Raw genomic sequence first — 12,078 nt, 5'->3', positions numbered from 1 at the left:
GTGGAGCGACATCGTGCTGGACCGCATCGGCCGGATGGCCGACGGTTGGTACCACGGCCGCGAATTCGAACCGGACGTCCCCAAGAAGTTCGAGGCGATCGCCGCCGCCGCCGAGCGGGCCGGCCGCCTGCCCTCCGACATCGGCCTGGAGGGTGCAGTCGAGCTTCGGTACGGCCTCGAAGGGATCGGGAGCAGGGCCCGGAGATGGGCGGAAGCAGGCGCCACACATCTGGTCGTCGACCCCATGCACGCCGGGTGCCATGGCAGCGAGCACCTCGCTCACCTTGCCCGCATCGCCACGAGGCTGTCGCTACGAGGCTGAGCTCGCGGATGCGACACCAGTCGGTTCTCGACTGACTGCTCAATGAACGTGCTTGTCCAGCTACCGACTCTGCCCTTGATGCGATGGGGACGGAGGGACAGCCGAGCAGCCGAGCAGGATTCAGTGCGGGAGACATGCCTCATCCGGGCGCAGCCCCATCAGCGCATCGACTTCCCGCCGCGCGAAACCGCCGCCACGTTTCCCGAAGAGGTCTGTGACGAGGGCCTGCCGCCCCAGGACACTACGAGTTCGAGCACCTTCGCCAGTACTTCGGTGCGGCCCTCGGCCCCGGGGCACAACATGGCCTTCGGGAGGGACCGGCCGTTGCCGTGTCGCGCGGCAGTGGGTGTGCTCCGAAGGCCTCACCGGGTGCGATGAGGCCTTCGGCACATCACCGGCGAGCCGCGGACCCGGGGCGGCTCGGAATGCCCCGGGAGAGCGGCGCCGGCCCGGACTCGCCGGTCAGCCGACGTTCACATCGATGCAGGCGTAGAACGCGTTGGCGGTGTCCGCGATGTTCCACACCGCGAGGACCTTCTGCTTGCCCGTCAGGCCGCCGAAACTCACCTGGTGAGTGACGGTCGAACCGGGCTGCGCACCGTTGTCGTTGAACTCGGCGATCTTCTGCCCGCCGGCGAAGTACTGCCAGGTACTGGTGGCATGCCGGGCCGTCAGGACCCATTGGAAGGACGTGGTCCGGCTCACTGGGGTGACCTTCCACCCCTTGGAGTCGTCGTCGAGTTCGGCGAACCGGCTGTTGCCACCGCTACAGCTGGTCAGCCCCTTGGGGCCTTCCACACTCTGCGGCTCGTACTTGATGTCTCCGCAGCTCACGGTTCCCGCAGCACACTGAGCCTGACGGCTCGGAGGCGACGAGATGTATCCGTGTGCGCTTGCGGAACCGGTCGGAAGGCTCAGGGCCAGTACGGGTGCGAGCAGGGCACCGATGGCTGCGGCCGTCTTCCTTTTCGCGTGCATGCTTCTCCTTCACATGAGGCGTCGCTGCACACGATCGGGCTGTGGGGGCCCGGCGGCGGCAGGCCGGCCTCTCCAGTGTGGGGGTCAAGAGGCGCGAAGGGCACGGCAAGGGACCACCACCGCGTACGCCATGAAGTCGCAGGCGTCCGGACGGCGGCCTTGGACTTGGACTTGGACTTGGACTTGGACTAGACCATAGCTACCGATCCGCCCGCGTCAAGAGCCTCGACCCAGCGGGAGTTGACGACAGGAGCGACTTCCGGACACCTCTCGGCGACCGCCGGCCGGACGGCCACCCGGGACCGAGCGACCTCTCCCTCCGTCGAGCCGATCGGGTGAGGGCGACGGAAAGAGTTGCGGAGGCCGCAAAGAGCGACCTTGCCGAGGTGTGCGCGCCCACCTCACCGGGCACCCCCTTCCCGCTGGAGCGGCGCGCCTCAGCCGGCATCCGGAGCCGGGACGAGGCCGTCCGCGACCAGCCCCTCCAGGACCGCGGCGCCCAGAGCCTGCACCGCGGACTGCGGACGGACCATCACGGTGAACTCCTTGATCAGACCTGCCTCGTCGAACTGCAGCAGATCGATGCCGTGGATCTGCCTACCGTTCACATTGGCCCGGAAAAGCAGAATCTCGGACGGAGCCTGCGTCCCGTCCGTGCTCGTTTCGGCCGATCCGTCGAACTGGCCGACGTAGCGGAAGTCTTCGAACGTACGCAGCAGGACCCCGAACAGCCCCAGCACCATGGGGAGCCCCTCGAACGGGGTGAACTTCACCGGACTGTAGAGACGGATGTCCTCGGTGAACAGGCCGTCCAGAGCAGCGAGATCGCGCTTCTCGACGGCGTCCCGGAATCGGCCGGCGGTCTCGGCAGACATCATTGCCCTCCCCTTCATACTCAAGAATCTGACTAGTCACTTTCATGAGTATCATGAGGGAGCGGACGGCGAAAAGGGAAGAGGGAGAGGGCGGGGCCATGGCCTTGCGGCATGCGGTGCTGGCAGCGCTGCTGGACGGTGAGTACAGCGGGTATCAACTGGCGAAGGCCTTCGATATCGGCGTGGCGAACTTCTGGCACGCGTTGCCTCAACAGCTGTACGCCGAACTGGCCAAGCTGGAGAAGGACGGCCTGGTCACCGGTCGGCAGGTGATTCAGGAGACCCGGCCCAACAAACGGCTGTTCCGTGTCACCGACGCCGGGCTCGCCGAGCTGGAGCGTTTCGCCGCATCCAGTGCGAAACCGGGGGCCATCCGCGATGACCTGGTCGTCAAGGTCCAGGCCGTCGATCACATCGGCACCGGTCCGGTCATCGACCAGCTGGACCAGCGGGCGGCCGCCGCGTCGGCCAAGGCTGAGCTCTTCGGCAAGCTGCTCCGGCAGCTGCGCGGCGAGCTGGACGAGGACGAGTTCCTGCTCAGGGGCGAGCGGGTCGGACCGTACCTGACCTGTCTGCGGGGACTCGCCTTCGAGGAGGAGAACAGGGACTGGTGCCTCAGGATCGCCGCCCTTCTGCGCCGACGCCGGATCGTTGCGATGAACGTCGACGATGAGCGCTAGTAGGGCTTTGTTAGGTCCTGTGGTGTGGTTCTGGTGTGGGTGCGGATTGGCCGCATATCGAGCAGGCGCCGGTCCAGGTGGCCAGGAGGGCCTGAAGCGCGCGGAGGACCGCGTAGAGGGTCAGGCCGGCGCAGGCGCTTTTGGGTCGAGCCTGAGCATGGTGCAGAACGCCTGGGCGAGGGAGGCGAGGGTGACGTGGCGGTGCCAGCCGGGGAAGTTGCGGCCCTCGAAGTGGTCCAGGCCCAGACCGTCCTTGAGCTCGCGGTAGCCGTGTTCAACGCGCCAGCGGATCTTGGCGATGCGGACCAGTTCGCGCAGCGGGGTGTCGGCAGGCAGGGTGGAGAGCCAGTAGTCGGTGGGCTCGGCGGCGCCGGACGGCCATTCGGCCAGCAGCCAGCACTCGGGCAGGGAGCCGTCGGCGGCGCGGTGGATCGTCCGGTTCGCGGGTCGGACCCGCAGCGCCAGGAACCGCGAGCGCATCTCGGCGCGGGGGTTGTGCTTCGTGGTCTTGCTGCCCTGGCGCCAGGTCACGGTTCGTGCCGACGATCGCCCAGTGTTCAGGGCGAGTTGGCGCAGAGTGCTGTGCTGGGAAGGGTAGGCCGGTCCGGGCGGGCGGCCCTGGCCGCTGTAGGGCGGACGGTCGGGGACGGCATCGCCCGGGTAGGCGGTGGTGGTGCCCTTGACCGCGACGGCGTAAGCCAGGTCGCGCTCGGTCAGGCCCTCGCGGAAGCCGGTCGCGTCGCCGTATCCGGCGTCGGCGACCACCGGCAGGTCAGGAAGTTCCCAGCCCTCGCGGACCTCGTCGAGCATGTCCAGGGCCAGGCGCCACTTCTCCTTGTGCCGCTCGCTGTCGGGGATGGCCGCCTTGGCACGTCGGCGCTGGATTGCCCCGGTCAGCAGCGCATCGCCGGTGTTCTTGGTGTCGTCCCAGCTCTCGGGCAGGAACAGGCGCCAGTTGACCGCCGAGGAAGCGTGGTCGCTGACCAGATTGACGCTGACGCCGATCTGGCAGTTGCCGCGCTTTCCCAGCGCGCCGCAGTACATCCGCGCCACACCCGGTGAGTCGTATCCGTCCTTGGGAAAGCCCACATCGTCGATCGCGTACGCCTCCGGCGAGATGTGAGCGGCAGCCCAACGAGCCAGCCGCTCACGGACCTTGGCCCAGTCCCAGGTCGAGGAGGCCACGAACTGCTGGAGCTGCTGGTGGTCCACGCCCAGGCGCTCGGCCATCGGCTGCATCGACTTGCGCTCGCCGTCCAGCATCAGCCCGCGCAGGTACAGCTCGCCCTTGGCTCGCTGATCCCGCCGGGCAAGAGAACCGAGCATCTCCGCCGCGAACGCCTCCAAGCGTGTGCGGACCGTTTCCATCTCCTCGGGTGTCACACCTGAAAGAACATCACAACCTATCTGGAGATGATCAATCGGGGTACCCAACAAAGCCCTACTAGGGCGCGTATCGGGTTGTGATCAAGATCTGGCTCGTGTGAGGTCTTTGGTCCAAGCCCCGCCATACCTACCGATGCGGGGGTGTGGCGGGGCTTTCGCAGTAGTGACGGGAAAGTGACGTAACTACCTGCATACAAGCGATACATCACACTACTTCGTTTATAGATCGTTTACCGTTCACAGACGCGCGACTAGTGAACTGATCGCGGCCATCAGGCAACACGGCTGGAAGAGACAGTTGACCGTTCTCAGGAGATTCTTATGTCCTCTGCACGACGCGCAGCGATCGTGATCGCTTCGGCGACCATGGCGATCGCGGGTACCACCGCCACCGCCACCGCGACCCCTCAGAGCAAGACCGGCGCCCACTGCGTCGCCAACCTCGCCACGCACAAGACCACGTGCTACGACACCTTCCGCGAGGCGATCGCAGTCGCGACCAGCGGCCGGGTCACCGATGCCCCCGCGACGCCGGAGAAGGCCGCGAAGGACAAGGCGTTCGCAGCCGAGCTCAACGCTCCCGCCAGATCGCGCAACACAAACGTCGCCGCCAACACCGAGGACTCCATTGTGGGCGCCATCCTCTACAACGACTGGAACTACGGCGGCGGGACCTACACGCTCTCGATCCCCGAACCGTGCAAGAACGACGGGCAGTGGGACTACGGCTATGACGAACTCGACGGCTTCAACGACCGGACCAGCTCCGTGCTCCCGGCGAACAACTGCTGGATCGCGCTGTACTCGGACATCTACTACAACGGCACAAGCCAGGAGTACCACGGCTCCACTCCGTATGTCGGCGACGCCATGAACGACCAGGCCAGCTCGGTGAATCTGCTGTAGAGCCCAGGGGGCGTATCGGGTTGTGATCAATCCGCCGGATCCGGCTTCGTGGCGGAGTCTGATCAGGTAGATCGTCATGCGTGACGCGAATGCAACTGACGCACGCGGAGTGGGAGTTCATCGAGCTGCCCACCTGCGGAAACGTGGCATCGAGGCAGTCATCCCGGGGAAGAGGGACCAGGCGGCAACCGGGCGAACGAGGGCTCCAGGGGCGGTCGACCCGCCAGCCACGACGCCGACCTCTCCAAGGAGCGGAACACCGTCGAGCGTCTGAATCAACAAGCTGAAGGCCTGGCGAGGCATCGCCACCGGGTACGACAAGACCCCGGAGAGCTACCTCGCCGGCCTCCACCTTCGCGCCTCGGTGATCTGGATCAAAGACCTCACCCAGGCCACCTCCTGATCACAACCCGATACGCGCCTAGCCGTTCGACTGCGGCCGGTAAGGCCGGATGCGCTCGTGTGAGGCGGATTCCATCGGGTGGCGTTCCATCGTCATGCGCTCAGTACCCCTGCCGTGGCACCCGCACCACTCCAGGGACGGCCGAGAGCCGGCCGGTTGCGGTGCCCGGCGGGTTGTCGTACCCCATCAGTACGCTCAGGCCATGAGCGTCTCTCTTTACTACTGTGCGAGCCGGGCGGCGCCGTTGACGGACGCCGAGATGGCCGCTGTCGAGCGCATTGCCGCCGCCCGCATGTCGTCCTTCCCGTACCAGGACGAGGAAAGCCTCCACCTCTACCACAATGGTGGCAGCGAGCCGGACGAGATCGTGGCCGGGGTCACCAAAATGCCCTTCGGCCCTGGCCGAGTACTGCCGGTCGTCGCCCATACGCTGGACTCAGTGACCTATTTGCGCCGCGCTCTGCCAGGAGCGGAGTGGCGCGTGCACATGGACGATCTCGATGTCCCGTGGGACGAGGACGAGGGCTACGTCCTGCCGGGCATGCGCGATGCGGACCTCATGGCCGAACCGGGGGGCCTCTGAGGGTTCCGGTCACGGACGGACTTCGGCCAGGGGCCTCAAGGGCGGCACGACCGTGATCGCAGCCGGACGAGGAGCCGGAACTTCAGGTGCGCTGGACGGTGAACGGTCCCCCGGTGCCGAAGGCGAGGGCGGCGAAGCGTTCGCCGATGCGGCGATGGGAGGCGGTGTCCGGCCGTCGGCAAACAGGTCGTACACGCCGTCGGGGCGGGGTGGGGCGCCCTGGTAAACCATTTTGGTGCGCAGCGTTTCCAGCCCGACGCCGGTGGCCGACGTGCGGAACGCCAGCCGTACGCCGGAGGGCGGGGCCTCCGCCATGGCCAGTTGCCCTTCGGCGCACTGGGCGCGGGCGCTGGCGGGCAGCCGGTGTGGCAGCGCTCCGTGTTCGGTACGCTCCAATTCCAAGGCGCAGCGCAGGAGATCCGTGGTGATGGGCGTGGTAACCCAGTCCGTCGCCGGGGCCGCCGTGGGGGGGGGCACCGGAGACGTCGTCAGGCCGGTCGTTCAGGTTGCATGACACTGGTCGGCGGCGCGGTCAGCACAATGATCTTCCTGGTCAGGCGGGAAGCGAGCGTGCTCCCCCGGCCGCCCGGGTACGCTCCACCAGTTGCGGCGGGCGCGTTCACCGCACGCCCGGGTATCCCCTGGATGAGGGTGTGCAGGTACTGGTCGTGCCTTCCGTCCGCCGGCGGCAGTGCGTTGTGCACGGTTCCGTCAAGGCGGTACCCCGTGCTGTCCGCCATCCGGGAGGATGCGGGGGCGCGCGCCGGGCGGCAGAACGCGGCACCGACTGACCCGCCCCCGTCGCCTGCGCCCTGCCATCCGCCGCTCTGCGTCATCGGGTGGCGGCGGAGGCCCGGAGCCGGTACGCGTCGTTCGCCGCACTCACGGCCGGCATCACCCGGTCGGCCCGGCGCCGGGACCTTCCCCCTCAGTGGCGCATCACCAGCCCGTCGCACCGTCGATGCGTTCGCGCAAAAGGTCGGCGTGACCGCTGTGGCGGGCGTACTCCGCGATCATGTGGACGTGGACCATGCGAAGCGAGTACACCTCGCCGGCGTGGGTGAACGTGTCGTCCATCGAGGCATCTGCGACGATCTCGTCCGCCAGTCGGCATTCCTCGACCAGGCTCGCGTAGGCCTCGGCGGCTCGGGCCGGGTCCAGGTCCTCGAAGTCCGCGTCCTTGCCCTTCTCCGGGTCGTACATCGGGTCGAGCGTCTGACCGGCGAACCGCTGCCGGAACCAGACGCGTTCGACCTTGGCCATATGACGGATCAGGCCGAGGAGTGTGAGATTCGACGGGGCCACCGTCTCCTGGGCGAGCTGCTCTCCGGTCAGTCCGGCGCACTTGTGCAACAGGGTGCTGCGGAACCAGGCGAGATAGCCCATGAGCATCTCGCGCTCACCGGCCACGAGTGAACCGGGCGTGCGCTCTACATCAGGTGCTGTCCATGTCATCCCATGATCTTGCCTGCTGCCCGCCGGGCAGGAGCAGGGTTTTCATGTACACCGGTTCTCGGTGGAGCGGGGCATCCGCCCCGGGCCCGGTCCCCACAGGGCGTCAGCCATGTCGTTCCTCGTCAGCAAGTGATCCGTACGCCCTCGGCATGCCCCACAACGTCACTCCGCGTCGGTCCGAGGCTGACGAGGGCGCACACGCCGGGCGCGCGAGCGGGCACTCCCGCGCGTCTCCGCGGACCGACGCGGACCGGCTCGGATCGGCGCGGACCAGTGCAGACCGGAACCGTGACGGCTCAGGCGCTCCAGGCAGTCGTGGAGCGCTCGGCCGGCTGGCCTCCGCGTGCGGGTTCGAGGAGGTTCTCGCGCAGTGCGGCCACCAATTCGTCGTCGACTCGCAGGAGTTCTGCCGCGTACTGACGGACGGAGCCATGGGTGGTGGCAAGGTCCGCCAGGAAGAACCGCATGACGTCGGCGGGCGCCCGGCCGTACCCGGGCCACGCCGGTTCCTGGCCGGCGTGGTCCGCCCGCCAGTCGGCCAGGAGCCGTTCGGTGGCGAGTTCGGTGAGGGTGAAATCGGCGATGATGTCGTCCCCGGCCACGCCGAGCAGGGACAGGACGAGTGCGGCGAGCAGTCCGGTGCGGTCCTTGCCCGATGCGCAGTGGAAGACGACGGGGGCGCTGTCCCCTGCCACGAGGACGTCCAGGGCGCGGCGGAGCTCGGCGACCCCGTCGTGCGCGACCTCCGCATACCGGTCGGCCAGGTAGCGTCCGGTCTCCACGTCGGGGCCGAGCGCCGCCTGGTCATAGGGCCGGTGCTCGATGCTCAGGTGGTGGTACCGCAGCCCCGGGGCATCGGGTACCCGCCCCTTGGCCGCGATCTCCCAGTCGTAGCGCAGGTCGATGACGGTGCGGACACCGAGGTCCAGGAAGCGCTCCCAGTCCTCGCCCCGGAGCTTGCCCAGCGAGTCAGACCGGTAGAGCCGTCCCCAGCGGACCGGGCGGCCGTCGTCTCCTCCATATCCGCCCATGTCACGGAAGTTGTGCAGTCGATCGAACGCTATGTGTCTGTTCACATTGCAGAACCCTAGGACAGCGCCCGCGCACCCCGTCGGTGCGGGACCAGTTCTCGGCCTCGCCGGTCCGCGCCCTGTCGGTGCCCGGTTGGGACACTCGCCGCGCCGGGCAGACGACGAGCCTGCCCCTTTGGCGGGGCTCGGCCGAGAATGCAGGCGTGTATACTTCTCCCCTCCCCGCCGGGCGCGATCCACGGGGCGCATGGTCCCTGCTGCTTCTGTCAGCGGCTTCCGGCGCGGCCGACGCGTTCGCCTTCCTCTGCGTCGGTCAGGTCTTCGCCGGGGTGATGACCGGGAATCTGGTGCTGCTGGGTGCTTCCGCCGCCGGTGCCGGGGAGCACGGAATGGCTCGGCACGTGATCACCGCGCTCGTTTCGTACGCCGTCGGTGTCGTATGCGGTGCGCGGATGAGCGAACGACTGCGGTGGCCGCTGCCGGTGATGCTGCTGATCGAGGTGGCACTGCTCGCGGCGGGGGCCGTGCTGTGGGCGTTGGGTGTGATCACCTCGGACGGGGACCGGATGGGGCTGCTGGTGCTCATCGCCATGGCCATGGGGATTCAGGGCCGCATCCTCGCCACGCCCACCAACTACTTCACCGGCACTCTGACATCTCTGGTCGGGCGCATGACGCTGCGGCCGTGGAACAAGGAGGACGCCTGGGTGGCCGGCCGGCTGATCGCGGTCGTGGCGGGCGCGGCCGCAACGGCGCTGGTGCTACGGCTCTGGCCGGACGCCGCTGCCGTGGTGACCGTGGTTCCGGCGGCGGGCGCGCTGTTGACCGAGACGGTGCCCGGGAGGCTGTTCCGGGGCCTACCGCACCGTTCTGGGGGCCCCTGACCAGTACGGACCGCAGGACGGGCGCCCGCGCCGCGCCGGGTCGAGGGCGCCGGAGAGGAACCGGCCGCCACACACACGGGCAAGCCGCCACACGCACGGGCAAGGAGAAGCCCCGGCCGGATCGGGGGAATCCAGCCGGGGCGGCCTGGGTGTGGACGTCGTGCGCGACATCCACATATAGGTGAACGATAAACCATCGCGTCTCGTTCCAGGGACCCCGCACCCCCCACTGTGATTCACGGCACGGAATCGGACCTTTCGGTCGCACGGACAAGCATCCGCCCGGCGGACGCCCGACCGCCGCCCCGATCGACGGCCGAACCGCCCGCCACTACCGGCCGCGCCCCCACACCCGCCCGGCCGCACTCGCAGCCGAACGGGAAGGGAAGGCCACCCCCGCGGCACCGCCACGGAAGACCGCCGAGCGCGATCACCACCCCCGGGCCGGGAGTCAGCGCTCCTCGCGGAAGAGGACGTGCCGCCCCGCGACCGCGTCGAACTTGCGCAGGACCAGCCGGTCGGGGTTGTTCCGGCGGCTCTTGCGCGTCACATAACTCTGCCCCGTACCGGCCGTCGACCGAAGCGTCACGACGGGACGGGCCTCACTGCGGGCCATGGGCACCTCCGGGCTTCCTTCTCGACCCCACACCCCCGATGGGAACGGGTATCGTTTTCACTCTGGGTGCTGTAACGCGAGGGGACCCCACCGCATTCCCGCCCGCCGCATTCCCGCCCGCCCGATGCGTGCCGACGCGTACGCCGGAGCACCCACCCGCGGCGGCTCCTTTTCGTATGCGCCCTTCCGGTCAGATGCACCGCGCAGGAACGGCGCGCGCGGGCGCGCGACGATCCGCACACGCCGGATGACTTGCGTCAACGTCCGCCGACAGCAAGGCTGTTCGACGGATCGGCGCTCCGCGGAGCCGGTGGCATATGCCAGAAGCAACAACGCATCGAGTGTTGCCAAATCCCTTACGGCCCCCCGCAGCCTGTGCAACAGTCGTCTACGGTCCACCTTTCAGACCTGGTCGTGCCGCGCCTGTATCGGAGTACGAGATGCCGTCCCCTCTGTCTGCGGACCGCCCCGCCCCTCAGCCACCTGAACGCGATGCCGTCGACGCCTTGATCAACCGGACCCTCCGGCTGCGTGGCGATGTGGACGCCGTTCGGCGCGACGCGGTGCTGATCGACGAGGAAGACGCGCAGATGCGCTGGCAGCGCGCGCTCTGCGAGCTGGCCGTCCATCACCTCGACGATCTCGGCGTACAGCTGGGGCAGCTGAAAGAGGGCCTTCCGCCACAACCGCCGGAACAGGCCCCGGGGGCTTCGGCGCAGGGCGAATCAAACGAGACCTCCGACCAGCCGGAGCCCGGTTCGCTCATCGGCAGGGTGGGCAGCGCCGATTGGAATCTGCTGACCGACGAGGTCACCTGGTCCGAGGATCTGTTCCAGATCTTCGGCAGGTCCCCCGACGCGGGACCCCTCTCACTGGACGAACTCCCGTCCGTGCTCCTTCCCGAGGACCAGCCCCTGCTCACCGCTCTGGTGACGGACTGCCTGGTCGACGGAAGGCCGATAGACGGCGAATTCCGCATCCTGCGGACCGACGGCCGCACGCGCACGCTCCACATGATGGGCGAGCCCGTCCTCGACACGGACGGGTGCACCGCCTCCATGTGGGCGGTCCTGCGCGACGTCAGCGAGCTCCGGCGCAGCCAGCAAGTGGTGCGCCGGAGCCATGACTCCGTCCGACGCCGCCAGCACATGGCACGGACCGAGCACCGGATGGCCGTCGAGCTCCAGGAGGCCGTGCTCCCCCCGTGGCGGGGCTCGCTGCGACTCCCCTCGCGGGGAGTGGGCGCACTGGACATCGCGGCCCACTATCTTCCGTCGGAGTCGAGCTCCCTGATCGGCGGCGACTGGTACGACGCGCTGGAGCTGCCGGACGGCAGGACCGTGCTCACGGTCGGTGACCTGACCGGCCACGGCATCCAGGCCACTTCGGCCATGGCGATGCTGCTGGGCGCACTGCGCGGGATGGCCGTGGCCGGCATCGAGCCGGGGGCCCTGATGGGGCATCTCAATCAGTTATTGGAATCCTCCGTCCAGCCCGCCCTCGGCAGCGCGGTGTGCTGTCGATTCGATCCGTCCGCCAGAACCCTCACCTGGGCGCAGGCGGGGCACCCCGCGCCGCTGTTGTTCCGCGACGCGGAGGGACGCCCGCTGCTGCCACCGGACGGGGTCCTGCTCGGTGCGGCCTCCGGTGTCGCGTACGAGCAGGACGAGGTGCACCTGCTGCCCGGTGATGTGCTCGTGCTGCACACCGACGGGCTGAACCGCCGCAGTGACCGGGGTGCGGGCCCGGACGCACTGCTCGCTCTCGCACCACACTTCGCGCGGGCCCGTACGGCACAGGAGTGCTTACGGACGGTCGTCACGGAGTTCGGCGGCACCGAGCGCCTGGACGACGCGTGCGTGCTGATCGCCCGCATCGGGGCGTAGAGCACAGCGAACACGCGTGCGGAGACGCGGTACGCAGGAGGGCGAACCCCTGCGGTGCTCCGGCAACCGGTGA

At 68.5% G+C, this 12,078-nt stretch carries 11 protein-coding genes and 3 pseudogenes; 7 read left to right on the top strand and 7 right to left on the bottom strand.

Annotated features, from left to right (window positions below):
* Positions 1-322 (top strand): annotated as a pseudogene (locus tag ACIOMQ_RS18985) (hypothetical protein); the annotation flags it as partial.
* A 462-nt stretch (positions 323-784) separates the two neighbouring features.
* Here the strand turns inward: ACIOMQ_RS18985 and ACIOMQ_RS18980 are convergent.
* Both ACIOMQ_RS18980 and ACIOMQ_RS18975 read right to left on the bottom strand, forming a co-directional pair.
* Positions 785-1,300, bottom strand: coding sequence for a lytic polysaccharide monooxygenase auxiliary activity family 9 protein (locus tag ACIOMQ_RS18980; RefSeq protein WP_362198973.1), 516 nt, complete (start codon positions 1,298-1,300; stop codon positions 785-787).
* A gap of 437 nt (positions 1,301-1,737) precedes the next feature.
* Positions 1,738-2,178: a nuclear transport factor 2 family protein gene (locus ACIOMQ_RS18975; protein ID WP_389794824.1), complete on the bottom strand. Its 441-nt coding sequence runs from the start codon at positions 2,176-2,178 to the stop codon at positions 1,738-1,740.
* Positions 2,179-2,273: 95 nt separating this feature from the next.
* On the opposite strand from ACIOMQ_RS18975, the gene ACIOMQ_RS18970 reads away from it, so the two are divergent.
* Entirely contained in the window at positions 2,274-2,855 is a 582-nt protein-coding gene (locus ACIOMQ_RS18970) for a PadR family transcriptional regulator (RefSeq protein WP_362198967.1), read from the top strand.
* 120 nt (positions 2,856-2,975) lie between these two features.
* Here ACIOMQ_RS18970 and ACIOMQ_RS18965 read toward each other — a convergent pair whose 3' ends face one another.
* Positions 2,976-4,238, bottom strand: a complete 1,263-nt coding sequence (locus ACIOMQ_RS18965; protein ID WP_402189585.1) for an IS701 family transposase — start codon at positions 4,236-4,238, stop codon at positions 2,976-2,978.
* Positions 4,239-4,562: 324 nt separating this feature from the next.
* Between ACIOMQ_RS18965 and ACIOMQ_RS18960 the strand changes: the two genes are divergently transcribed.
* From ACIOMQ_RS18960 to ACIOMQ_RS18950, 3 genes and pseudogenes are all read left to right on the top strand, one after another.
* A complete protein-coding gene (locus tag ACIOMQ_RS18960) occupies positions 4,563-5,147 on the top strand; it encodes a peptidase inhibitor family I36 protein (protein WP_362198964.1) in 585 nt (194 codons plus the stop codon).
* A 127-nt stretch (positions 5,148-5,274) separates the two neighbouring features.
* Positions 5,275-5,550, top strand: a pseudogene (locus ACIOMQ_RS18955) (IS5/IS1182 family transposase); the annotation flags it as partial.
* A gap of 202 nt (positions 5,551-5,752) precedes the next feature.
* Positions 5,753-6,133, top strand: a complete 381-nt coding sequence (locus ACIOMQ_RS18950; protein ID WP_402189582.1) for a hypothetical protein — start codon at positions 5,753-5,755, stop codon at positions 6,131-6,133.
* A gap of 168 nt (positions 6,134-6,301) precedes the next feature.
* On the opposite strand, the pseudogene ACIOMQ_RS18945 reads toward ACIOMQ_RS18950, so the two are convergent.
* The 3 genes and pseudogenes from ACIOMQ_RS18945 to ACIOMQ_RS18935 form a co-directional block, all read right to left on the bottom strand.
* Positions 6,302-6,625: pseudogene (locus ACIOMQ_RS18945) on the bottom strand (lipase); the annotation flags it as partial.
* A 447-nt stretch (positions 6,626-7,072) separates the two neighbouring features.
* The gene (locus ACIOMQ_RS18940) at positions 7,073-7,588 is read right to left on the bottom strand and encodes a DinB family protein (protein WP_362198959.1); all 516 of its coding nucleotides are present in this window, start codon (positions 7,586-7,588) and stop codon (positions 7,073-7,075) included.
* A 296-nt stretch (positions 7,589-7,884) separates the two neighbouring features.
* Complete coding sequence (locus ACIOMQ_RS18935) at positions 7,885-8,664, bottom strand: tyrosine-protein phosphatase (protein WP_402189580.1); 780 nt, start codon at positions 8,662-8,664, stop codon at positions 7,885-7,887.
* 158 nt (positions 8,665-8,822) lie between these two features.
* Between ACIOMQ_RS18935 and ACIOMQ_RS18930 the strand changes: the two genes are divergently transcribed.
* Positions 8,823-9,503, top strand: coding sequence for a YoaK family protein (locus ACIOMQ_RS18930; RefSeq protein ID WP_402189577.1), 681 nt, complete (start codon positions 8,823-8,825; stop codon positions 9,501-9,503).
* Between the two features lie 451 nt (positions 9,504-9,954).
* On the opposite strand, the gene rpmG is transcribed toward ACIOMQ_RS18930, so the two are convergent.
* Complete coding sequence (rpmG, locus tag ACIOMQ_RS18925; RefSeq protein ID WP_362198951.1) at positions 9,955-10,119, bottom strand: 50S ribosomal protein L33; 165 nt, start codon at positions 10,117-10,119, stop codon at positions 9,955-9,957.
* Positions 10,120-10,559: 440 nt separating this feature from the next.
* On the opposite strand from rpmG, the gene ACIOMQ_RS18920 reads away from it, so the two are divergent.
* Positions 10,560-12,005 (top strand): PP2C family protein-serine/threonine phosphatase, encoded by a 1,446-nt coding sequence (locus ACIOMQ_RS18920; RefSeq protein ID WP_401940174.1) that lies wholly within the window; start codon positions 10,560-10,562, stop codon positions 12,003-12,005.
* Positions 12,006-12,078 lie beyond the last annotated feature (73 nt).

It is taken from the genome of Streptomyces sp. NPDC087845, from assembly GCF_044742755.1.
Classification (GTDB): domain Bacteria; phylum Actinomycetota; class Actinomycetes; order Streptomycetales; family Streptomycetaceae; genus Streptomyces.
The sequence above is the reverse complement of the archived record's forward strand: the minus strand, read 5'-3'. Positions and strand labels throughout refer to the sequence as shown.